Annotated in this window: 17 protein-coding genes and 1 riboswitch; of the genes, 14 read left to right on the top strand and 3 right to left on the bottom strand. The window is 68.8% G+C overall.

Annotated features, from left to right (window positions below; genetic code table 11):
- Positions 1 to 93: 93 nt before the first annotated feature.
- The gene (locus ACFWMR_RS14195) at positions 94 to 678 is read left to right on the top strand and encodes a hypothetical protein (RefSeq protein WP_378378635.1); all 585 of its coding nucleotides are present in this window, start codon (positions 94 to 96) and stop codon (positions 676 to 678) included.
- Here the strand turns inward: ACFWMR_RS14195 and ACFWMR_RS14200 are convergent.
- Positions 675 to 2,483 (bottom strand): FUSC family protein, encoded by a 1,809-nt coding sequence (locus tag ACFWMR_RS14200; RefSeq protein WP_378378636.1) that lies wholly within the window; start codon positions 2,481 to 2,483, stop codon positions 675 to 677. The genes ACFWMR_RS14195 and ACFWMR_RS14200 overlap by 4 nt on opposite strands.
- Before the next feature lie 134 nt (positions 2,484 to 2,617).
- On the opposite strand from ACFWMR_RS14200, the gene ACFWMR_RS14205 reads away from it, so the two are divergent.
- Positions 2,618 to 2,938: a hypothetical protein gene (locus ACFWMR_RS14205; protein WP_378378637.1), complete on the top strand. Its 321-nt coding sequence runs from the start codon at positions 2,618 to 2,620 to the stop codon at positions 2,936 to 2,938.
- A 241-nt stretch (positions 2,939 to 3,179) separates the two neighbouring features.
- Here the strand turns inward: ACFWMR_RS14205 and tnpC are convergent, their stop codons facing one another.
- On the bottom strand, positions 3,180 to 4,607 hold the full coding sequence (gene tnpC / locus ACFWMR_RS14210; RefSeq protein ID WP_378378638.1) for an IS66 family transposase: 1,428 nt from the start codon (positions 4,605 to 4,607) through the stop codon (positions 3,180 to 3,182).
- Positions 4,608 to 4,701: 94 nt separating this feature from the next.
- On the opposite strand from tnpC, the gene ACFWMR_RS14215 reads away from it, so the two are divergent.
- From ACFWMR_RS14215 to ACFWMR_RS14265, 11 genes are all read left to right on the top strand, one after another.
- The gene (locus tag ACFWMR_RS14215) at positions 4,702 to 5,967 is read left to right on the top strand and encodes an HNH endonuclease signature motif containing protein (RefSeq protein WP_378378677.1); all 1,266 of its coding nucleotides are present in this window, start codon (positions 4,702 to 4,704) and stop codon (positions 5,965 to 5,967) included.
- An 82-nt stretch (positions 5,968 to 6,049) separates the two neighbouring features.
- Entirely contained in the window at positions 6,050 to 6,589 is a 540-nt protein-coding gene (locus ACFWMR_RS14220) for an Imm21 family immunity protein (protein WP_378378639.1), read from the top strand.
- A gap of 465 nt (positions 6,590 to 7,054) precedes the next feature.
- Positions 7,055 to 10,225 (top strand): isoleucine--tRNA ligase, encoded by a 3,171-nt coding sequence (gene ileS / locus ACFWMR_RS14225; protein WP_378275799.1) that lies wholly within the window; start codon positions 7,055 to 7,057, stop codon positions 10,223 to 10,225.
- 210 nt (positions 10,226 to 10,435) lie between these two features.
- The gene (locus ACFWMR_RS14230; RefSeq protein ID WP_378378640.1) at positions 10,436 to 12,040 is read left to right on the top strand and encodes a penicillin-binding transpeptidase domain-containing protein; all 1,605 of its coding nucleotides are present in this window, start codon (positions 10,436 to 10,438) and stop codon (positions 12,038 to 12,040) included.
- A gap of 43 nt (positions 12,041 to 12,083) precedes the next feature.
- Complete coding sequence (locus ACFWMR_RS14235; protein WP_093933909.1) at positions 12,084 to 12,767, top strand: ArsR/SmtB family transcription factor; 684 nt, start codon at positions 12,084 to 12,086, stop codon at positions 12,765 to 12,767.
- Positions 12,768 to 12,878: 111 nt separating this feature from the next.
- Complete coding sequence (locus tag ACFWMR_RS14240) at positions 12,879 to 14,357, top strand: potassium/proton antiporter (protein WP_378378641.1); 1,479 nt, start codon at positions 12,879 to 12,881, stop codon at positions 14,355 to 14,357.
- A 131-nt stretch (positions 14,358 to 14,488) separates the two neighbouring features.
- The gene (locus ACFWMR_RS14245; RefSeq protein ID WP_378378642.1) at positions 14,489 to 15,172 is read left to right on the top strand and encodes a M23 family metallopeptidase; all 684 of its coding nucleotides are present in this window, start codon (positions 14,489 to 14,491) and stop codon (positions 15,170 to 15,172) included.
- Positions 15,173 to 15,300: 128 nt separating this feature from the next.
- Positions 15,301 to 15,415: riboswitch (SAM riboswitch) on the top strand.
- A gap of 33 nt (positions 15,416 to 15,448) precedes the next feature.
- A complete protein-coding gene (locus tag ACFWMR_RS14250) occupies positions 15,449 to 16,813 on the top strand; it encodes an aminotransferase class V-fold PLP-dependent enzyme (protein WP_378378643.1) in 1,365 nt (454 codons plus the stop codon).
- A 19-nt stretch (positions 16,814 to 16,832) separates the two neighbouring features.
- Positions 16,833 to 17,435, top strand: a complete 603-nt coding sequence (locus ACFWMR_RS14255) for a hypothetical protein (RefSeq protein WP_378378644.1) — start codon at positions 16,833 to 16,835, stop codon at positions 17,433 to 17,435.
- A 24-nt stretch (positions 17,436 to 17,459) separates the two neighbouring features.
- Positions 17,460 to 18,023, top strand: coding sequence for a signal peptidase II (gene lspA, locus ACFWMR_RS14260; protein WP_191257560.1), 564 nt, complete (start codon positions 17,460 to 17,462; stop codon positions 18,021 to 18,023).
- Positions 18,020 to 18,946, top strand: a complete 927-nt coding sequence (locus ACFWMR_RS14265) for an RluA family pseudouridine synthase (protein WP_093933904.1) — start codon at positions 18,020 to 18,022, stop codon at positions 18,944 to 18,946. Before lspA ends, ACFWMR_RS14265 begins: the two co-directional genes overlap by 4 nt.
- A 134-nt stretch (positions 18,947 to 19,080) precedes the next feature.
- On the opposite strand, the gene ACFWMR_RS14270 is transcribed toward ACFWMR_RS14265, so the two are convergent.
- On the bottom strand, positions 19,081 to 20,082 hold the full coding sequence (locus ACFWMR_RS14270) for an AsnC family protein (protein ID WP_378378645.1): 1,002 nt from the start codon (positions 20,080 to 20,082) through the stop codon (positions 19,081 to 19,083).
- Positions 20,083 to 20,215: 133 nt separating this feature from the next.
- Between ACFWMR_RS14270 and ACFWMR_RS14275 the strand changes: the two genes are divergently transcribed.
- A complete protein-coding gene (locus tag ACFWMR_RS14275) occupies positions 20,216 to 23,527 on the top strand; it encodes a DUF885 domain-containing protein (protein ID WP_378378646.1) in 3,312 nt (1,103 codons plus the stop codon).
- The last annotated feature ends 2 nt before the right edge of the window (positions 23,528 to 23,529 follow it).

The following is a 23,529-nucleotide window of genomic DNA, read 5'->3' on the forward strand; positions in this document are numbered from 1 at the left end:
CTGCCCTGCTCAAAGTTTCTACACAGTGGAACGGCCTCGGCACTCTCCGGAGGGTCGAGGCCGTTTCGCTTGCCGCTCGTGTTGTAATTCACCGTGCTCTACATCGTCCTGGTACTGGTACTGGCGGCTCTGGGGCTGCTCGTCGCGGCGCTCATCACCGCGAACTCCCTGTGGGCCTGGATCTCCATCGGTCTCTCCGTCGTCGCCGGGTTGCTGCTCGTCTTCGACTGGCTGCGCCGCCGGAAGAAGCGCGCGGCCGAAGCCGACGCCGATTCCGAAGAGGCCGAAGAGCCGGAAGACTCCGAGGATTCGCCTTCGGTCGAAGAGAGCGACGCGGACGAAGAGAAGAAACCCGAGGACGCCGAGCAGACGGCCTTGATACCCGCCGCCGGTGAACTCGACGACACGGAAGACGTCCCGGAGCCTCAGCGCAACGGTGATCCCGGTGAGGAGAAGAGCGACCCCGCCGATGTGGCGGTCGTCTCCGAACTCGAGACCGAGGTCGTCGTCGTCGACGAGTACCCGCGCTACCACGTGACATCGTGCGAGTGGCTCGAAACCCGGGACACGATCCCGCTCGGTATCGGGGAAGCGCGGCAGCTCGGGTTCACCCCGTGCGCACTGTGCACGCCCGACGCGGAGATCGCCGGGCAGCACCGCGACAAGACCACGACCTAGGCGTTTCCAAGCGTCCGTGCCGCTTCGCCGACGATGACCAGGTCGGCGGCGATGGTGTCGAGTACCAGGCGCTGTTCGTCGTCGGCGTTCGGAGGCACCGGGATTTCCGCGGCCTCGTCGGTGCCGAGCGTGCGCGCCGCCTCGTCGACGGCGTCCGCGACGTCGGCCGGTCCGGACAGCAGCAAGAGCGACGACGACGTGATGGACAGGCCTCGCAAGGCCTCGGCGGCGTTTTCCAGCGCGTCCCGTTGCCCGGGCGCGGGTTCCTTCGTGCCCGGCTCCGCGGCGAGCAGGCCTTGGTGCGCGACGGTGGCGGCGCGGAAATCGCGGCCGAGCGTTCGCGGGTCGACGTCCTCGCCGCGCAGTTTGCGCCCCACCGAGCCGAGCAGCACGCGAGTGGCGCCGACGGCGCTCTCGAATCGTTCCACCGGGCCGGGTTTCGGCACGCCGGGGATCGCGGCGAAGCCGAACAGCAGGGCGATGGCACCGGCGAGAACCATCAGGAGCAGGTACTCGACGAGTACGTAACGCGGGTCGAGATGCCTGGTGGTCGCGTTCATGCCGACCGACATCAGGACCATGCAGCCGTTGAACACCGCCGGACGCGTCTGCATGAACGAGAACCCGCCGAGCAACGCGACCAGCCCGATCGGCAGCAGAAACCCTTGTGGCAGAAGCCAAAGGACGAGGGTGAGCACGACGGCGCCGCCGAGTGAGCCGCCGATGCGCTGCCAGGCCTTGCCGAGACTGTCCCGCCATTCCGGCTGCATGATGGCGAACGTGCCGAGCAGGAAGGAAACGGTGAGCGGGTCGCCGGGCCGGAAACTCGCGACCACGAGCGCCAGCGCCAGGCCGAGCCCGCAGCGGAGCGCGTGCCGGAACTGCGGCGACTGCCAGGAAAACGCACCGCTCAACTCGATCCGGCGCAGTTCCTTCCGGAGTCCTTTCGGGACGTCCACACGCGACTCGTCGCGTTCCGCCGCCGCGGTCCGGATGGTTTCGAGAGAATCCCAGAGCGCGGTGACCAGCCTGGCCGTGGCGCCGGGCAGCCCGGCGGGTTCCTCGCGCCGCACCGGTTCGACATCGTCCGTTGCCACCGGGTTTCGGACGGCCTCGGCGAGTCTGGCGGCTTCTTCCGCGGCCGCGGCAAGCGTTTGGCCGATTTCGCGGTGGTTCACTCGTTTCCGGCGGATCTCCAGCAACCCGGTGGCCGCGCGATAGCGGAGCACGCCGCCGAGGACCCGGCCGGTCCAGCGCCGGGGCCGGTCCGCGAGCCACAGTTTCGCCGCATGCTCCTGTGTTCCCTCGACGAGTGCGTCCGCCAGTGCCTCACGGGTCTGCTTCGCCGGATCCTTCGCACCCATCAGGATCCGCAGCAGGAGCACGACGCCCACCGCGAGCGCCGGCGCGCCCAGGATCTGTCCCGCCGACGCCGTCCCCGTCAGCTGGAAGCCGTACCCGAACAGTGATGCCATCCCGAGCCCCAGCCCGACGGTGACGAACCGCGCCCCGAACGCGGGCAACAGCCCGGCGACGACCACGATCACCACGAGCAGCCCGATCGCCGCCCACTGCGACACCGCTCCCAGTAGCCGCGGCACCCCGACCGCGAGGATCAACGCGGGCGCGAACCACGCCAGCAGCCGCAGATCCGCCCAAAGTGGCCCGCCGACCGCCGCCATGAGGCAGAAGAGCGCCGTGAGGGCCGCCAGGACGGCCGCGTTGCCCAGTCCCAGCAGGAACCCGAGCCCGCTGACACCGCCGAGGACCACCAGCAGCACGACGAGGAGTCCGGGCCCTTTCATCGGGCCCCGTAGATCGACATACCCGTCAACCTAGAGGCGATTGCCGGGACGGCAACTCGGGCCCCGGCGGCTCACGATCACCCGCCTGGCCGCGAGAAGGTGGCTTGCCGGACGGCCGCTGATACGTTGCGGTCATGCCGGAGTCTCCTGCCTCTGATCACGGCGAAGACGCTGGTCCGCCGCGCCGTACCGCCAAGCGCGTCATCTTCGGCATCGTGCTGATCCTTGTCGCGTTGGTCCTGTTGTTCGGCGGGATCCAGGCGCTCGTCGATCCGGACGCAGTCATCGCCCGTTCCTCGAACACGGGGCGCAGCGTGGACACCGACGTCGAGGCGGGGATCGGCGGCTTGCTGCTCTGTTCTTTCGGGCTCACGGTGCTGTTCTACGGAGTTTTCCTGCTGAGGGAGAAGAAGCCCTCCGAGGGCTCTCCGTTCGGCAAGGCGGATGCCGGATAGGCGTGCCGTCGCGTTTCGGGATTGAGCGTGGGTTGATCGTGTTGGGGAAGGGATTCGCGGATCGCGACACAGGTCGAGGACCCGCACTCGCCGTGGCAACGCGCAGCAATGAGAAAACCAAAAGAACCGCCCCTGTGAGACCCTGGGCTGGCTCAAACCTGCCGGAATATTCAGAAAGCTCCTGCTGGACTTGGGTGATTAACCGGACCTTTGATCCGCCATTTACCCCCATAGTAACTGTTCAGGCTATTTTGGTTATTGTTGGCAGCCAAGGGTTTCCGGTGATGGTGTCGCGTAGTGCGGTGAGGATGTGGATACGGTTTTTGCGGAGGGTGGAGATGTAGGCGCGGACGCGGAGCCAGGTGTGGGCGCCGTGTCGGGTGCGCCAGCCGCCGGAGATTTTCATCTGGGCTTTGATCATGCGTAGGTCGCGTTCGGCTTGGTTATTGGTGAACGGGACGGTGAGGTCGTGTGCGAAGCGCAGCACGTCGTGCTGGTAGTCGCGCAGGCGTACCAGCAGGCGGCGGGCTTTGCCTTTGTGGCCTTTTTCGGGTGGGTGCAGGAATAGTCCGACGTTGACGGTGCGGATGAATCGTGAGAGCAGGGGATCCGCGATGGAAGCGGGGATGGCGGTCAGGCCGGCGTCGCGTGCGTTGTGGGCGGCGGTGTTGAGATCTTCCAGGGTTTTGATGGCGATCGATGGCCAGGCGTGCTCGGGGTGTTCTTCGCCGGCTGCGACGAGTTCACGCAGGTGGTGGGCGTTGCAGCGGGCGTGGGTGGGACCGTAGTACTGGTAAGGGATCCAGCCGTCGTGGACCGCGACGCCCCGGAATCGTGGCAGGATCCCGAATTCGTCCATCGCTTCCGTGCCGCGTAGCTTGTGGGCGAAGTAGGCGGTGAGGGTGGGGGTGCAGGCGGTGTGCAGCCACCAGGTCTTGGCCTCGACCCGGATGCCGGTCTCGTCGAAATGCGCCACCGGCGCCGCCCGCAACGCGTCGGCGACCTGCTGCTCGAACCCGGCCAACTCGGCCGCGACGGGTGTGAGGACTCCTGCGACCCAGTCGGTCGAGACCGGAAGACCCATCAGGTCGCCCAGCAACTGCGCGGTCCGGGAAACCGGAATGTGCTGATAGGTCAACAGATACGCCGCCAAGGCGGTCACGTTCGGCCCGTAACATACCGGCGCGGTCGCTTCGCGGGGGCCGATCGCCGTGGTCACCTGACGGCAACCAGCACAACGTCGCCGATGCAGTCGATGCTCGGTTACCGACGGGCGCACTTCCGGCAGGTCGATCACCTGACGGCGCGACGCCACGCCGACCTTGTCACATCGGCGCAGCGCCGTCCCGCAGCCGCCGCAGGAGGACGGCACGTGATCAACGATCCGATCTGGATCGTCCACCATGGACAGGCTCGCTCCCGGCGCTCCCGGCTGCTTGCCCTGTCTGCGGCCGGTCCTGCCACGCAACGACTTCGGCGCCGGCTTGCTGAACCTGTCCGACGAGGGCGGCATCGACGAGTTGCCGGAGTTCATCCCCAGACGACGCTTCAGCTCAGCAACCTCGCCTCGCAGCTGAGCGATCTCCTCACGGGCGCGAGCAAGCTCCACCGCCTGCGCGGCAACCAACGCCGCAAGCTCGTCATACGACGGCCGAACCCCTTCTCCCACAACAAGATCATCCCATATCAGCACCAACAGCGAACAAAGGGCCTGAACAGTTACCCCCCATATTTGATAGCACAGGTGTTCGAACAGGAGTACCATTGATTTCGTGGCCGGCAGCGAGAGACCCGAGACGACGCGCACCGAGTGGTGGCGTGTCGACACGGCTGCGTTGCATGCCCGCAAACAGGAACTAGAGGTCGTCAAGCGTCGGGTGGATGCGGAGCAGAACGCGATCCTCGCGGAGATCAATGCTCGCGGTGTTCGTGGGTGTTCTGGTCATTCGACGTTGGCGGCGATGATTTTCGAGGATTTCCTGGTGTCGGACAAGGAAGCCAGGGATCGTGCGGATCGGGTGCTGGCGTTGTATCCCGGTCCGTCCATCGGCGGGGATCCGGAGCCTCCGTTGGCACCATTGACCGCCGAGGCCGCTGCGGAGGGTGCGGTCGGTGGCTCGCAGATCGACGCGATCATCCGCACCCTGGCGCGGATCCCGTCGAGCGTGCCGGAGGAGGAGGTGCGGGGTGGGGAGAAGATCCTGGTCGATCTGGCCCGCCGTGCCGGTCCTCGTGCGATCGCCCGGGCCGGACGGCGGCTGCTGGACAAGCTCGATCCTGATGGGAAAGAGCCGCGCGATGAGGATCCGAGGGATGTGCGGCCGGAGTTGCGGTTCGTCAAACACCGCGACGGGACGCTCGGTTTGAAAGCCACCCTTGATCTGGAAACCTACGCGCGGTTGAAGTCCGACCTCGACCCGCTGGCCAAACCACACAAGGCCATCGACGGGATTAGGGACTCCCGCACCCAGGACGAACGCTACGGGGATGCCTTCACCGACTATGTCCGGTTGAAGACGACCAGCCGGAACCTTCCCGGCCAGGCAGGGGAAGCCACCCACATCCTGGTCACCATGTCGTATGAGGACCTGATCCGGGATATCGGCGAAGCTCACCTGGACCTGGTCGGCCCGATCAGCGCGACCGACGCCCGGATCCTCGCCTGCGATGCTCGCGTGAGGCCGGGTGTTCTCGGCACCGCAGGCGAACCACTCGACATCGGCCGCTCCAAACGGACAGTGTCGCTGGCACAGAAGTACGCGTTGACGATCCGCGACGGCGGCTGCGCCTTCCCCGGCTGCGACATGCCCGTACCCCGCTGCACCGCGCACCACATTGTTTTCTGGCGGCACCACGGCGAAACGAAGATCGACAACCTCGTCCTGCTCTGCACCAAACACCACCGGCTGATCCACCACAGCGAATGGAAAGTCCAGATCGCCCAAGACGGGTTACCCGAATTCACCGCCCCCGCTTACCTCGACCCCACCGGGGAACCGAGACGCAACACGATGCACCTCAGGACATAGGCCGATCTACTGACTGTATAACGACCTACACGGCTGCGCCTGGATACCGGAACTGTCGGACCCTCAAGGGACACTCGTCACCATGACCATCACAGGGACTCAAACCTGGGTCGAATCCCTCGGCGGCCCGCTCATCGTGGTGCCTGTCTCCGCCTTGTCGCGCTGGAAAGGAAGTATCGAAGGAGGTGACGACGACTATGACCGTGCCTGCGCGGTGAACGCGCTGGCGGGCACTCTCTCCATCGGCGAGGCGACAGGCCTGGTCCTCGGTGATGAACCCGCCACAACTTGCTACCTCCCGGAGCACCGCGCTTTCCTCCGTTGGCTCGCGGCCGATTCCGAGGGCGACCTGCTCGCTGAAGCCGAGCGACTCCTCGCCGATCCCGCTACGCCGTGGGAAGACTGCGGCCTGTGGGAAACCGACGGCCCCGCGGTTCTCATGGACTCGGTGACCGCGGGCGAGGAACTGGGCGTCGAGTACCCCGCCGGCGGAAAGCCGGAGCAGGCGTACGCCGAGATCGAGAAAGGCCGGTTCGTTGTTCGCGCCATCCACACGAGAGGCGAAGCAGCCTGGGTCGGGCTGATCCGCTTGATCCCTGAAAGCCAAGCCCACGACAGGTGAGCCCGTTCCAGTGACTCACGCGCCCGCGACGAGGCAGGAGCCAGCGTTCACCGCGTCGTCGGGCACCTCAGTCGCCCTCCTAGATCCGGTCGGTGACGCGGATCTGGCGCCATAACCGCTCTTCGGCGTCCATCACCCTCCCGCCGGGCGGCAGCCTGATCGCGGCCCTCGCCCGCCGCCTCCGGGTTTCCACCCACCCCGGACAATCCGGTTGCCGTCGCGCGCTACCCTTGAATCAACTGGCACCGATCCGGCCATCACCGGGGAGCCTCCGGAAGAACAGGGCCCGCGCCCTCAGTAGAACCGGACGGGTACGGCCCGTCACAGCCGTCGAATGAGCGGCCCAGCCGGAACACCAACCGGCTGGGCAAGCGGGGTGGTACCGCGGAACGCGCCGGAAACGGCCGTCTCGTCCCCGTGTGGGTGAAAGCCCGTACGAGAGACGAACCGCGAGGAGCACCGAAGATGTATCCCAAGGCACAGGTGGACGGCGAGACCGGCGTCCCGTCCCAGCCTTCGTTCCCCGAGTCGGAAAAGCGCGTCCTCGCGTACTGGGAATCCGATCGGACCTTCCAGGCCTCCATCGACGCCCGCGACCCCGGGGTCAACGGTTCGAACGAGTACGTCTTCTACGACGGCCCGCCGTTCGCCAACGGCCTCCCGCACTACGGCCACCTGCTCACCGGGTACGTGAAGGACCTGGTGCCGCGTTACCAGACCATGAAGGGCAAGCGCGTCGAGCGCCGCTTCGGCTGGGACACTCACGGCCTGCCCGCCGAACTCGAGGCGATGCGCCAGCTCGGGATCACAGAGAAGTCCGAGATCGACGCGATGGGTATCGACGTCTTCAACGACGCCTGCCGCGAGTCCGTGTTGCGCTATACCGGCGAATGGCAGGACTACGTCACCCGCCAAGCCCGCTGGGTCGACTTCGACAACGACTACAAGACGCTCGACCTTTCCTACATGGAGTCGGTCATCTGGGCGTTCAAGCAGCTGTGGGACAAGGGCCTGGTCTACGAGGGCTACCGCGTCCTGCCCTACTGCTGGCGCGACGAGACCCCGCTGTCCAACCACGAGCTGCGCATGGACGACGACGTCTACGCCAGCCGCCAGGACCCGGCCGTCACGGTCGGTTTCCGCCTGGAGGGCAACGACAACGAGCTCGACGGCACCTATCTGCTGATCTGGACCACGACCCCGTGGACGCTGCCGTCCAACCTCGCGACCGCGGTGCACCCCGACGTGCGGTACGTCGTGGTGGAGTCGGCGGAGCAGGAAGGCAAGCGATTCCTGCTCGCCGAAGCGCGCGTCGCCTCCTACGCTCGCGAGCTCGGTGAAGAGCCGACGGTCGTCGGGCACTACACCGGGACCGAACTGCTCGGAACCCGTTACGCCCCACCGTTCCCGTACTTCGCCGGGCACGAGAACGCGCATCGTGTGCTGTCCGCGGACTACGTCACCACCGAGGACGGCACCGGTGTCGTCCACATCGCTCCCGCCTACGGTGAAGAGGACAAGGTCGTCACCGACGCGGTCGGCATCGTCCCGGTCACCCCGGTCGACGCGCAGGGCAAGTTCGACGCGACCGTCTCGGACTACGCGGGCCAGCAGGTGTTCGACGCCAACCCGAACATCATCAAGGACCTCAAGAACGGCACCGGTTCCGCCGGCCGTCAGGGCGCGGTGCTGCTGCGCCACGAGACCTACGAGCACCCGTACCCGCACTGCTGGCGCTGCCGGAACCCGCTGATCTATCGCGCCGTCTCGTCGTGGTTCGTGGCGGTGACCGAGTTCAAGGACCGGATGGTCGAGCTGAACCAGCAGATCACCTGGTACCCGGAGAACGTCAAGGACGGCCAGTTCGGCAAGTGGCTGGAGAACGCCCGCGACTGGTCGGTCTCCCGCAACCGGTACTTCGGCACGCCGATCCCGGTGTGGCAGTCGGACGACCCGGCGTACCCGCGCACCGACGTCTACGGCTCGCTCGACGAACTGGAGCGCGACTTCGGTGTCCGGCTGGAGAACCTGCACCGGCCCTTCATCGACGAGCTGACCCGGCCCAACCCGGACGACCCGACCGGGAAGTCCACCATGCGCCGGATCGAGGACGTGTTCGACGTCTGGTTCGACTCGGGCTCGATGCCGTACGCCCAGGTGCACTACCCGTTCGAGAACACCGAGTGGTTCGAGCACCACTACCCGGGCGACTTCATCGTCGAGTACATCGGGCAGACCCGCGGCTGGTTCTACCTGCTGCACGTGCTGGCGACCGCGCTGTTCGACAGGCCGGCGTTCCGCACCTGCATCTCCCACGGGATCGTGCTCGGCTCGGACGGCCAGAAGATGTCCAAGTCGCTGCGCAACTACCCGGACGTCAACGAGGTCTTCGACCGCGACGGCTCCGACGCGATGCGCTGGTACCTGATGGCGAGCCCGATCCTGCGCGGCGGGAACCTGGTCGTCACCGACAAGGGCATCCGCGACGCCGTCCGCCAGGCCGTGCTGCCGCTGTGGAACTCGTACTACTTCCTCGCGCTCTACGCGAACGCCGAGGGCGTGGAAGGCCAGTGGCGCACGGATTCGAAGCACGTCCTCGACCGGTACGTGCTGGCGAAGACGCACGAACTGGTGACCGACGTCGAGCACGCGCTCGACACCTACGACGTCGCCGGTGCCTGTTCGACCGTCCGCGACTTCCTCGAGGTGCTGACGAACTGGTACGTGCGCCGGTCGCGCGACCGGTTCTGGGCGGGTGAGCAGGACGCGATCGACACCCTGCACACCGTGCTGGAGGTGACGTCGCGGGTGGTGGCGCCGCTGCTGCCGCTGACCACCGAGGTCGTCTGGCGCGGGCTGACCGGCGGCCGTTCGGTGCACCTGGCCGACTGGCCGAACGCGCTCGACCTGCCCGCCGACGCGGCGCTGGTGACGGCGATGGACCGGGTGCGCCAGGTGGCGTCTTCGGCGCTTTCGCTGCGGAAGTCGAACAAGCTGCGGGTGCGGCTGCCGCTGGCCAAGCTGGTCGTCGCCGCGCACGAGGCCGAAACGCTGCGCGAGTTCACCGACATCCTGCGCGACGAGGTCAACGTCAAGTCCGTCGAGCTGACCACGGACGTCGCCGCGCACGGCGGTTTCGAGGTCGCGGTGAACGCCCGTGCCGCCGGGCCGCGGCTGGGCAAGGACGTCCAGACGGTGATCAAGGCCGTCAAGGCGGGCGAGTGGACGACGTCCGAGAGCGGCGCCGTCGTGGCCGCCGGGATCGAGCTCGTCGAAGGCGAGTACGACCGGCGTCTGGTCGCCAAGGGCGGCGGCGCGGCCGCGGAACTGCCGGGCGGTGCCGGACTGGTCCTGCTCGACACCGAGGTGACCGACGAGCTGGCGGCCGAGGGCCTGGCCCGTGACCTGGTCCGGGTCGTGCAGCAGGCTCGCCGTGACGCCGGGCTCGACGTCGCCGACCGGATCGCGCTGACGGTCGACGCGCCGGAAGACGTGGTCACCGCGGCGAAGACGCACGAGGAGTTCATCGCCTCGGAGACGCTGGCCACTTCGGTGACCTACGGTGACGTCGCCGACGGCTCGGCCGGGACGGTCGGGGAGGGCACGAAGGTGACCGTGGCGGTCGCCAAGGCCTGACCTCGCGAGTGACATGAAAGGCCCCTTCATTGCAAAATTTGCAATGAAGGGGCCTTTCATTGCACCCCGGAAGGTCCCGATCACCGGGATCACGAAAAGGATTCGGAACCGTCGCTTTCTCGCCGCCTACCCGCCTTGCGCGCGAGAAATCGGCAGGCTGGCGCCCGGGGGCGCGCGAGGGCGCGTGCCGTACTGGGGGAGAGCGAATCGATGAGTCCTGCCCGGAAAAGAGGGATCCTGATCGGTGCCGCGCTGGCGGTCGTCGCCATCGTGGTGGCCGCGGTGGTGCTGCTGATCAGGGAGGAGCAGGCGCCCGCCGCCTCGGGCGGCCCGGGGGAGTCCACCGAGAGCGCGAGGGAAAGCCCCGCCCAGGTCGCGGCCCGCTTCCTGCGGCAGTTCGACACCGGTGACCTGACCGGTGCGCCGGTCGACGACCCGGCGGCGGCCACGGCCGCCCTGTCCGCGACACGCGGCGCGCTCGGCTCGGCGCCGGTCAAGACCTCCCTGGGCGAGGTCCCGACGACGGCGGGGGACGCGACCACGACGTCGGCCACCTTTCACGCCGCGTGGTCCTTCCCCGGCGACAGCGTCTGGCGGTACGAAGGCAAACTGGAGCTGGTCCGCAACGCCGGGAAATGGGTGGTCCGCTGGGCGATGTCGGTGATCCACCCGAAGCTCGAAGCCGGCCAGCAGCTCGCCGTCGCCCGCGCTTCGGCCAAGCCGGTCGTGGCGGACCGGGACGGCAAAGCCCTCGTCGGCGGTGACGCGGCCGGTGTCGCGCCGATCCTGCAGGGGGCGCTGTCCACGGTCGCGTCCGGGCAGAACGGCGGCACCGGGACACCGGCCACCGTCAGCGTGTCCCGCGTCGACGCCTCCGGCAAGCCGGTCGAAACGCTCTTCGGGCAGGCCACGGAGACCGACAAACCGCTGGTCTCGACCTTGAGTGTGGCCTCCCAGACCGCCGCGCAGAAAGCCGTCGACGGTTTCCAGGGGCCCGCGATCATCGTCGCGATGAAGACTTCGGGCGAACTGCTGGCGGTCGCGCAGAACGGCGCGGCCGGGAATCAGCCGAAGGCGCTCAACGGCCTCTACTCGCCGGGTTCGGCCTTCAAGATAGCCACGGCGACCGCGGCGTTGCAGCAGGGCGGGGTCTCCGCCGACTCCCAGGTGGCCTGCCCGGGCAGTGAGCAGATCGGGACCCGCACGCTCAAGAACGAGAACGCGTTCGACCTGGGGACCGTTTCGCTGAAGACCGCGTTCGCCGCGTCGTGCAACACGACCTTCGGACGGCTCGCCGGGCAGTTGCCCGCGGACGGTCTCGCGAAGGCGGCGACGCAGCTCGGCCTCAACGCGGACTTCGAGATCCCGGGGCTGGCCACCGAGACCGGGAAGGTGGAACCGTCGAGCAGCGGCGACGAGAAGGTCGAAGCCGGCATCGGGCAGGGGAAGGTGCAGGTCAGCCCGCTGGGCGCGGCGCTCATGGCGGCCACGGTCGCCACCGGGAAGCCGGTGGTGCCGAAGCTGTGGCAGGGGCTGGAGACCAAGGTCAACGCCGGATACCAGGCCCCGCCCGCCGGGGTGCTGAACCAGGTCCGGGCGATGATGCGCGAGGTCTGCACGACAGGGACCGCGAAGGCGCTGAAGAGCAGCGGAGCCGTCTTCGGCAAGACAGGGACGGCACAGTTCGGCTCGGGCGCCGACGCCAACGGCTGGTTCGTCGGCTATCGCGGGGACGTCGCTTTCGCCGTCATGCTCGAAGGTTCCAACGACTCCAAACCCGCGGTCCAGCTGGCGGCGAAGTTCCTGGCAGGCTGACGTTTCGGTGCTCGCCGAACCGTGGGTCTTCTACGGTGGACGCATGGAAACGATCGCCTTGGCCGAGGTCGCGGCCGTGCTCGCCGACCCGAGTCGCGCGTCGATGTGCCTCGCGCTGCTCGACGGGCGTGCCTGGACGGTGACCGAACTGGCCGGGGCGGCCGAAGTCGCGGCGTCGACGGCGAGCGAACACGTGACGAAACTGACCGAGGCGGGGTTCGTCGTCCGGGTCAAGCAGGGGAGGCACAGCTACGTCCGGATAGCCGACCCCCGGGTGGCGGAACTGATCGAGCATCTGGCGCAGCACGCCGAACACCGTCCGGTGAAGGGATTGCGCTCGTCGGTCCGGGTGAAGCGGCTCGAATTCGCCCGGACCTGCTACGACCACCTCGCCGGCACGGTCGGCGTCGCGCTGCGGGACGGGATGCTCACCACCGGGCTGATCGACGAGGCCGACGGCTTGACGCTGACCGCCCGCGGACGCGAGGTGCTCGGGGCGCTCGGGGTGGAGATCGCCGACGGCCGCCGGGCGATGTTGCGTGACTGTCTCGATTGGACAGTGCGCCGTGATCATTTGGCGGGTCGTGTCCCCGCGGCGTTACTGTCTCACGGAGTGAGCGCCGGCTGGTTGTCGCGTGAGGGCAACCGCGCGGTGAAAGTCCTGCCTGCGGCGGAAAAACCGTTCGCGGACCTCGGTGTCGACCTGGCAGGCCTGCGTCGTCCGTAAAGGACAGTCTGTAACACAGGCCAACCGGACGGTTTTCGACCGGTACACGATCGAGTGACGACCGCCGCCTCACTATTCTGGAGCCCTCACGGCGACCGGACGGGAGGCGACATGGAGCAGCTCCCGCTCATCCTCGGTACCGGCGGTGCCGTGCTTCTCGTCGCCGTGATCGCCGTCCGGGTGTCGATCCGGGTCGGCCTTCCCTCGCTGCTGCTGTACCTGGGGATGGGGGTCCTGCTCGGCGAAGCCGGGTTCGGCATCCATTACGACAACCCCGAACTCACGCAGTCCCTCGGCCTCGCCGCGCTGGTGATGATCCTGTCCGAAGGTGGCCTCACCACCCGATGGTCGGCTGTGAAGCCCTCGCTGGGTATCGGGATCGCACTGTCCACAGTGGCCGTGGCGGTGAGCATCGCGGTCACCGGCGCCGCGCTGCACTGGTTGCTGGGCCTGGACTGGCGGATGGCGTTGCTGTGGGGCGCGGTGCTGGCCTCGACCGACGCCGCCGCCGTGTTCTCGGTGCTGAGATCGGCGGGGATCGGGAAGCGGCTCGTCGGCGCGCTGGAGATCGAGTCGGGGATCAACGACGCCCCGGCCTACATCGCCGTCGTCGTCCTCGCCGAGGGGACGACCATCGACTGGTCCCTGCCGCTGCTGGTGGTCTACGAACTCGCGGCCGGTCTGGTGATCGGCCTGGCCTTCGGCTGGATCGGGGCGCAGGCGCTGAGACGGGCCGCGCTCCCGGCGACCGGTCTGTACCCGCTGGCCACGATGGCGGTCTGCGTCGTGGCGTATTCGAGCGGGCAGCTCGCCCACGCTTCGGGTCTGCTCGCCACCTACGTCGCGGCGCTGGTGCTGGGGAACTCGAAGCTGCCGCACCGGTCGGACACGCTGTCCTTCGCCGAGGGGCTCGGGTGGCTCGCGCAGATCGGGCTGTTCGTCCTGCTCGGCCTGTTCGCCTCGCCGGGCAGGATCTTCGAAAGCCTGGTCCAGGGCCTGGTCGCGGGCGCGGTCGTGCTGTTGCTGGCCCGGCCGTTGTCGGTGCTGCTCTCGGCGCTGCCGTTCAAGGTCCCCTGGCGAGAACAGGTGTTCCTGTCCTGGGCGGGCTTGCGCGGGGCGGTCCCGATCGTGCTCGCGCTGATCCCGTTGTCTTCCGGGGTGCCGGGCGCGCAGGAGCTGGTCGACGCGGTGTTCGTGCTGGTCATCGTGCTGACGCTGCTCCAGGGCGCGACGCTGACTCCGCTCGCGAAAGCGCTCGGCCTGGCTCAGCACGCCGAAGCGCACGAGATCGACGTCGACTCCGCGCCCCTCGACGAGATGGGCGCGGAACTCCTCCAGGTCCGGATCAACGCCGGGTCCAAGATGCACGGCGTCTACCTGGCCGAACTGCGGCTTCCGGTGGGGGCGACGATCAGCCTCCTCGTCCGGGACGGCGCCGGCTTCACGCCCAACAAGAACACCCGGCTCCAGGAACGCGACCAGTTACTCGTCGTGACCACCTCCGACGCCCGTGACGCGGCCGAACGACGGCTCCGCGCCGTCGACCGCGCCGGACGCCTCGCCAGGTGGAAGGGCGAATCCGGCCAGTAGGTCACGAACCGGCACCAGCTGTTCGTCGGTTGATCTAAGAAAATTCTTCCCTTTTGTACTCCTTTTGGATTACTTTCCCGGCAATCCACTCCGTCGAATGGGTGAGTGTCACGGGTTAAGGAGTACGCAAGGTGACGAAACTTCCTGCACGGTTCGCCGGTCTGGGGGCCGCAGCCGCACTCGTCGGAGTGGTTCTCATCGCGCCGGTGGCGTCGGCGACGGGCGCCTTCCCCGCGTTCGGGTTGCCCTTCGACGCGGGCCAATCGGTCTACTCGGCGGGCATCCACTCGGACAACGGGAACTCCGGCGTGAAGAACGCCATCGACTTCAGTCCCGGCGACAAGACCGTGCGCGCTCCGCTGGCCGGCACCGTCCGGATCCAGCACTGCGACGGCGGCGACTGGGTGACCGTCGACCACGACGGCGGCTGGCGGACCGGCTACTACCACATGGAGCGCATTTCGGTCGCCGACGGCCAGAAGGTCGCCCCCGGCGACGCCCTCGGCCGGACCGGCAACGCGCTGCCCTGCGGTGGGAGCAGCACCGGCGCCCACGTGCACTTCACCCTGTGGATCCTGCCCGCGGCCGCCGCGCAGGGCGGCGACTCGCGCGACTTCGGCGTCGGCGCGGGCAATTGGAACGGCATGTCGTACGACGAGGTCTCGACCAAGGTCGCCGAGGCCTACGGCGAAGCTGTCGACGGCAAGACCTTCGGCGGCTGGCAGTTCACCGCGGGCACCGATCAGTACTCCGGTACCGCGACCGAGGTCTCTTCGCGTTCCGTCGTCCCGTTGCCGGGCCGATTCCGCGTCTGACCTCCCGTTGCCCGGCGCGGCGCGGCGCCGGGCAACGGTTCTCCTCGATTGCGGAACGCGTGACCGGCGTCTCAACATCCGGACAAGGGGTGGCTTGATCGCCGGTGCATCCGCTAACTTCGTTCGTAGGTCACGAGTGTCAGCGTCAAGCCCCGGCTAGCTGACCGGCAACCCTCCTTCCGCGGTGGGGTGCCCCGGGTGAGGACCTGGCTCGTCGCGTGGTGCGACGGGCAAGCGCGGGATCCTCTGTCGGGTCCCCTGGCCCGGAGGATGACCATGACTCTCGCTCTCGAACGCACGAACGCCCCCGCCGTCGTCGCGGAAACCGTTGTCTCGCAAGAAGTTCCGACGGTGGCGTGTGCCGGTCTGCGGGTTCCGCTGGTCACCGGCGGCGAGATCGGGTACGCCAACCTCGATCACGCGGCGAGCGCTCCCTGTCTGGACAAGGTCCGCGCCGCGGTCGACGAATTCCTCCCCTGGTACGCCAGCGTCCACCGCGGCGCCGGGTTCGCCTCGCAGATCTCCACCAAGCTTTACGAGCGCACGCGCGGGATCCTGCGTGACTTCGTCGACGCGCGGTCGACCGACACCGTCGTGTTCACCCGCAACACCACCGATTCCTTCAACCTTCTCGCCCGCAGCCTGCCGAAGCACACGTCGGTCGTCGTGTTCGACACCGACCACCACGCCGCGCTGCTGCCGTGGAAGGGCCCGAACGTCCGCCGGATTTCGACGCCGCGCACCCGCCTCGCCGCTGTGTCCTCTGTGGACGAAGCTCTCGCGGACTGCCCGCAGGGCCCGCGGCTGGTCGTCATCACCGGCGCGTCCAACGTGACCGGGGAACTGTTGCCGGTCAAGGAGATCGCCGCCGTCGCGCGGCGGCACGGCGCCCGGATCGCGCTCGACGCGGCGCAGCTCGCGCCGCATCGCAAGATCTCTGTTCGCGAACTGGACGTCGATTACGTCGCACTGTCGGGCCACAAGCTGTACGCGCCCTTCGGCGCCGGCGCGCTGATCGGCCGCGCCGACTGGCTGCGCGCCGCCCAGCCGTACCTCGCCGGTGGTGGCGCGACGAAGCTCGTCACCCGCGACGCGGAAGATCTGGGCGTGGTCTGGAACTCCGGCGCCGAGCGGCACGAAGCCGGTTCCCCCAACACCGTCGGTGTCTACGCGCTCGGTGTCGCCTGCGAGACGCTCGCCGAAAACTGGGAAGCGATCGTCTCCCACGAGGACGAACTGCTGGCGCGGCTGCGTCGCGGTCTCGCCGGTATCCCCGGATTCGCCGAGCTTCGGCTGTTCGACGCCCCGGTCGACAGGGTCGGCACGCTCAGCTTCGTCGTCGATGGCTTCGAACCGGGCTGGCTCGCCGCGGTTCTTTCCGCGGAGTACGGCATCGGCGTCCGTGACGGTGCCTTCTGCGCGCACGTGGCGACCAAGCGGCTGATCGCCGCCGCCGGTTCGACGGGGCAGCAGGCCGTCCGGGTCAGCCTCGGCCTCGGCAGCACCACCGAACACGTGGACCGGGTCGTCCTGGCGCTGCGCCAGATCGTCGCCCGCGGCGCGCGCTGGCAGTACGAAAAGCCCGAGGGCCGCTGGGTGCCGGAGAACGATCCGCGGGAGCTTCCCCCGTTCTGCGCCTGACCCACTACCCTCACCCCGCATGGGGAACGAGCGACCGCGTTACTGGTTTCCGCTGGCGTTGCTGGGATTCGCCCAGCTGGTGGTGGTGGCCTCGTCCGTCGGCACCGGCCCGCCCGGGGGATGGTTCGCCTACGCGCCCAACCACGGCCCGGGCCTGCATCAAGGGCTCTATGGCGTGGAGATGAGCCGCGCGACCGCGACCGCGATCGACCTGTCGTTCTCCGGCTTCGGCCGGAACGACGGCTGGCTGTTCGCCGTCCTCGCGGTCTACCTCGGCACGGTGCTGTTCTACGCGATCCGGGCGAAGACCACGCCGTGGTGGAAGGTCGCCCTGATCGCTGTCGGGGGAATGGTCGCGATCCCGCTGGCGGATCTGGTCGGTTTCTGGGAATTCGAAATCGACGGCGACGCGCGGAGCGCGATCCTGCTGACACTGGGCCTGGTCGCGCTCGCCTGGCTGGACCGCAGCGTGCTCGTACTGGTTGTGGCCGCCGCGTTCGTGCTCTGCGCCGTCGTGCTCGCGCGGGGGCAGTTCGCGCTGGTGCTGTCTTCGCTGGTCGCGCTCGCCGGGGCGTTCGCGGCACTGCTGAGCAGGCCGAAGGCGGCCGCCGAGGAGACCTGAGCACGCTCCGTGGACAATGGGGGAGTGAGCACAGAGCCCGAAACCGCGCCACCGGCGCCGCCGCTGCCCAAAAAGCGCGTCGCCGTCGTGTTCGTCGTCGCCGCGGTGCTGTGGGGGATCGACCTCCTCACCAAGCAGATCGCCGTGTCGACGCTGGAGGGCAAGCAGCCGGTCGAGTTCCTCGGCGGGCTGGTGTACTTCCAGCTGGTGCGCAACCCCGGTGCCGCCTTCTCGATGGCGACCGGGCTGACCTGGGTGCTCGCGCTGGTCGCGGTCGCCGTCGTGGTCGCCATCGTCTGGCTGGCCCGGCGGCTGCGTTCGGTCGGCTGGGCGATCGGCCTCGGCCTGGTGCTGGCCGGCGCGCTCGGCAACCTGACCGACCGGATCTTCCGCGCCCCCGGCCCGCTCCAGGGGCACGTGGTCGACATGATCTCCGCGTTCGCGCCGAACGGGCAGGGCTGGGCGATCTTCAACGTCGCCGACTCCGCGATCTGCGTCGGCGGCGTGCTCATCGTGATCCTCTCCTTGCTGGGCAAGGACTACGACGGATCGTCCACGAAGGACAAGAAGAAGGCGGCGAGCGAATGAGCGCGCGGATGTTGCCCGTTCCCGACGGGCTCGACGGCATGCGCGTCGACGCGGGATTGGCGAAACTGCTGGGACTTTCCCGCACCGTCGTGGCGGAACTGGCCGAATCCGGCGAGATCTTCCTCGACGGCAGGCCTGCCGGGAAGTCGGACCGGCTGTCCGCCGGCGGGCTGCTCGAAGTGACGCTGCCCGATCCGGCCTCGGCGATCGAAGTGGTCGCGGAACCCGTCGAGGGCATGAAGATCCTGCACGACGACGACGACATCGTGGTGATCGCGAAGCCGGTCGGTGTCGCCGTGCACCCGAGCCCTGGCTGGACCGGCCCGACCGTCGTCGGCGGGCTCGCCGCCGCCGGGTTGCGGATCGCGACGTCGGGCGCGGCCGAACGCCAGGGCGTCGTGCACCGGCTGGACGCCGGCACCACCGGCGTGATGGTCGTCGCGAAGAGCGAGCACGCGTACACCGTGCTGAAGCGGGCGTTCAAGGAACGCACCGTCGACAAGGGCTACCACGCCATCGTCCAGGGCCACCCGGACCCGACGCGCGGCACCATCGACGCGCCGATCGACCGGCATCCCCGGCACGACTACAAGTTCGCCGTCGTCCAGGGCGGGCGGCCCAGCGTGACGCACTACGAGGTCGTCGAGGCTTTCCGTGCCGCGTCGCTGGCCAAGATCAAACTGGAGACCGGCCGCACGCACCAGATCCGCGTGCACTTCTCGGCGCTCAAGCACCCGTGCGTCGGCGACCTCACCTACGGCGCCGACCCGGTGCTCGCGCGCAAGCTGGGGCTTTCGCGGCAGTGGCTGCACGCGAAGACGCTCGGCTTCGCGCATCCGTCGGACGGGCGCTGGGTCGAGTTCGAGTCGGAGTACCCGGACGACCTGGCGAACGCCCTGCGGATCCTGCAGGACGAGAACTAGCTGCTGCGCATTTAGTCCTCTAAATGCGCTCTTGGTCTACTCGCGGCGGCGCGGTGCCGAGTACATGAAGGCCCCCTTGCTTGCGCCTGGCTCCGTGAAGGACCCCTTCATGTACTTGAAGAGCCGCTGCGCGCTCAGTCCTCGATCGACCAGGTCAGGGTGCGTTCGTCCGGTTCCGGCCGCGGCGACCAGCGCACGGCGACCACGCGGGTGGCGTCCGGCAGCACGTAGACGGTGTGCCCGCCGAGCGTCTCGCCCGGCCGGACGCCGATCTTGTGCGGCGGCCGCGAGGTGAGGGAGACCGGCGCCTTCGCGATCGGTTTGCCGTCCGCGGTGAGCAGTTCGAGATAGTTGTCCGGCAGCGACACGAACGGGATGTTCCCGCGGTTGGTGATCTCGGTGTGCACCACGACCGACCGTTCCCCGGCCTCCAGCGAGTATCCCGCCGCGCTGAACAGGTAGTCCGCCGGGTCCTGGACCTCGAGCAACTGGACGGTGAGCTGCTCGCCCTCCAGCCCCTGGGTCTCCATGACGTCGCCGGTCTTGCCCTTCTTGCCCTCGGGGACCTGCCGCGGCGCGGGCTGCTGCTCGTCGCCGCGGGCCCAGGACGCGGTCTGCGGGACACCCCAGGTGCTCATCACCGGGTCGGCGGGCGCCGGCGGCGGCGCGAACTGCGGCGGGGCAGGCGGCCGTGGCTGCTGCTGAGGCGGCGCCATCGGCTGCCGCACCGGGGCCGACGGCGGACCGGGATACCGGCCCGACGGCGTGCCGTGCACGTTGTACGCGCCCGACGGCGTCCCTTGGACGTTGTACGGCCCGGAGGGGGTGCCCTGGACGTTGTGCGGTCCGGAGTGACCCGGCGGACGCTGAGGCTGCTGAGGTTGTTGTGGCGGTGGGGCCTGCTGAGGCTGCTGGGCCCAGGAAGGCGGCGAGCTCGCGATGGCCGCGCGCAGCCCGTTCGGATCGCTCTCGACGCCCACGAGCAGCGGCAACCCGCTGCCGGAGAGGGCGACCAGGCGGTACGCGACCTCTCGCGGATCCATGCCGACCTTGGCCGCGAGTTCGTGCACGGCCGCCTTGCCCAGGTCCGCGAGGGCGGCGAGCAGGCGGATGTCCACGGGATCGGTCACGGCCACGTCCGGGAACGCTACCGTCTCGCCCCCGGCGCCGTGGGAGTGGCCGTCCGCGTGCGGCAAAACCCGGCTTCGGTAGTACTCGCTCTCCGTTAGGGTCGGGGACACCGCCTCCACCGACCCCTGGGGAAGAAACATGAGCGAAGTCTCCGCCCTCGCCGACGAGTTCGTCGAAGTCCTGTTCGACGCCGAGCCGGTCACGCCCGCTTTGCAGGGCTTCCGTCCCGAATCGACCGGGCTCGCGGATCTCAGCGAGGCCGGGGGCGACGCCTTCCGCGCGAAACTGGCCGGCCTCGCCGAGCGGGCCGAGGCGCTCGGCACCGACGGGCTGAGCGCGGAGGAGAAGACCACCAGGGACGTCCTGATCGCGACGGCGCGGGGGAAGATCGCGCTGCTGGACTCGCGATTCGTCGAGTTCACCGTCAGTGACCTGTTCATCTCGCCCGCCGCCGAGGTGCTCACCGTGCTGCCGATGATGTCGGTCGGCACGGGCGCGCAGGCGGAGGCGCACCTCGGGCGCATCGCGGCGATCCCGGAGTACCTGCGCCAGGCCGCGCGGCGGCATCGGGACGGCGTCGCCCGCGGCCTGGTCCCGGTCGCCTACCTGGTCGACGCCACCATCGCGTACCTCGACCGGTATCTCGCCGAGCCGTCGGCCGACCCGCTGCTGCGCCAGCCCGCGCCCGACGACGACTTCGAGACGCGCCGCGCCGGCCTGCTGCGCGACGTCGTCCGGCCCGCGATCGCCGAGTACCGCGAGGTCCTCGCGAACGAGATCGCGCCGCACGGCCGTCCCGAGGACAAGCCCGGCGTCTGCTGGCTGCCCGACGGCGAGCGCATCTACGCCCTGCTCGCCGAGATGCACACCACGACCGTCCGCACCCCGCGCGAGCTGCACCAGACCGGGCTTGACGTGATCGCGAACCTCGCCGCCGAGTACCGCGAGTACGGTTCCCGCGTCTTCGGTACCACCGACCTCGCCGAGATCTTCTCCAGGCTCCGCACCGACCCGGCGCTGCGCTGGTCCGGCGCCGACGAGATGCTGGACTCCGCCCGCGCGGCCATCACCAGGGCCGAAGCCGAGGCGCCGAAGTGGTTCGGCCGGATCCCGCCGCAGCCGTGGACGGTCGAGCCGGTCCCCGCCGAATCCGCGCCCGGAGCGCCCGCCGCGTACTACATGTGGCCAGCGGTCGATGGCTCCCGCCCCGGGATCTACTTCGCCAACACCCACAAGGCCGAGGAGCGGTTCCGGCACGCGGCCGAGGCGACGGCGTTCCACGAGGCCATCCCGGGGCACCATTTCCAGCTGAGTCTCGCGCAGAGCCTCACGGAACTCCCGCTGCTGCGCCGCATCGGCGACTTCACCGCGTACGCGGAGGGCTGGGGTCTCTACACCGAGCGCCTCGCCGACGAGATGGGCCTGTACTCCGACGACGTCGCGAAGCTCGGCATGCTGACGATGGACTCGATGCGTGCCGGGCGACTGGTGGTGGACACCGGCCTGCACGCGCTGGGCTGGAGCCGCCGCCAGGCCATCGACTTCCTCACCGAGAACACGCCGATGGCGCTGGTCGAGATCGAGTCCGAAGTGGACCGTTACATCGCCTTCCCCGGCCAGGCGCTGTCGTACATGGTGGGACGGCTGGAGATCCAGCGCATCCGTTCCGAAGCCGAGCTGACGCTGGGCAGCCGGTTCGACATCAAAGCCTTCCATGACGTCGTCCTCGGTGGCGGATCGCTTCCGCTCTCGGTGCTCGACGGCGTGGTCCGCGACTGGGTCGCCGGCCACGGCGACACTCCGAACAGCCTCGCCGAGGAGCTGATGGAGCTCAAATTCGACGAGCTCCCGCTGTGGCGTTCGCTGCTCGGGCTTCCCGGTGACGAGGGCGCCATGCCGGACCCCGGCGCGGAGGCCGTGGCCGCCCGGCGCGCGTCGGCGGTCGCCATCGCCGAGCGGGCCGAAGCACTGGACACCGAAGGCCTTTCCCCGGCCGAGGCGGTCACCCGCGAGGTCGTGATCCAGCAGGCGAAGGCGATGGTCGACTTGACCGACGCCCGAGCCGAAGATTTCTCGGTCAGTGACGGGCTGGCTTCGCCCGCGCTGTTCATGCTCAACGAACTCGCGGTGCTCTCGCTGAACGACGAGGAGAGGGTCCGGGGTTACCTGGAGCGGCTGGGCGGCATGGGCGTCTATCTGGACGCCCTGATCGTGCGCCAGCGCGCGGCGGCGGCCGAAGGGCTGGTCCCGCCGGACTTCCTCGTCGACAGCGGAATCGCTTACGTGGAGCGCTATCTCGGTGACGAGGCGGGTGACCCGCTGGCGCTCACCGCGTCCGTTTCCGTGGAGGGCTACGAAGCCGAACGCGACCGGCTGCTGGCCGAGGTCGTCCGGCCCGCCTACACCCGGTACCGCGACTTCCTCGCCACCGAACTGCGTCCCGTCGCGAGGTCCGAAAAGGAGCCGGGTCTGTGCGCCCTCCCCGGCGGGCAGGAGAAGTACGCCGCGCTGATCCGGGCGCACACCTCCACCGAGCGCACCGCGCGGGAACTGCACGACACCGGACTCGACATGATCGCGAAACTGGCCGACCAATACCGCGAGCTGGGCGACAAGATCTTCGGTACCAAGGATCTCGGCGAGATCTTCGAGCGGCTCCGTACCGACCCGGCCCTGCGCTGGCGAGACGGGGACGAACTGCTCGACGCCGCGCGTGACGCCATCACCCGCGCCGAAGCCGTTGCCCCGCAGTGGTTCTCGACCATCCCTGAGGAGCGCTGCCAGGTCGAGCCGGTCCCTCCGGCGGAGGCGCCCGGCGGCACGCTGGCGTACTACATCGAGCCGTCGCTCGACGGCTCGCGGCCGGGTGCCTACTACGCGAACACCTACGAGGCCGAGCTGCGCCCGAAGCACACGAGCGAGGCGATCGCCTTCCACGAGGCCGTTCCGGGACACCACTTCCAGATCTGCATCGCGCACAAGCTCAAGGGCCTGCCGATGCTGCGCGGGCACGCCGACGTCAACGCCTACGTCGAAGGCTGGGGGCTCTACTCGGAGCGCCTCGCCGACGAGATGGGCCTGTACTCCAGCGACCTGACCAGGTTCGGCATGCTCACCCAGGATTCGATGCGGGCCGGCCGCCTGGTCGTCGACACCGGGATGCACGCGCTCGGCTGGAGCCGTCAGCAGGCCGTCGACTACCTCGCCGAGAACACGCCGATGGCCAAGGTGGAGATCGAGGCCGAGATCGACCGCTACGCCGCGTTCCCCGGGCAGGCGCTGTCGTACATGGTGGGACGGCTGGAGATCGAGCGGATCCGGGCCGAGGCCGAAACCGCCCTGGGTGACCGGTTCGACATCAAGGGCTTCCACGAGGTCGTGCTGAGCAGCGGGATCCTGCCGCTGCGGGTGCTGGACGACGTGGTGAAGGCCTGGGTCTCCGGGCAGTGACG

The organism is Amycolatopsis thailandensis, assembly GCF_042723255.1.
GTDB classification, from domain to species: Bacteria; Actinomycetota; Actinomycetes; order Mycobacteriales; family Pseudonocardiaceae; genus Amycolatopsis; species Amycolatopsis thailandensis.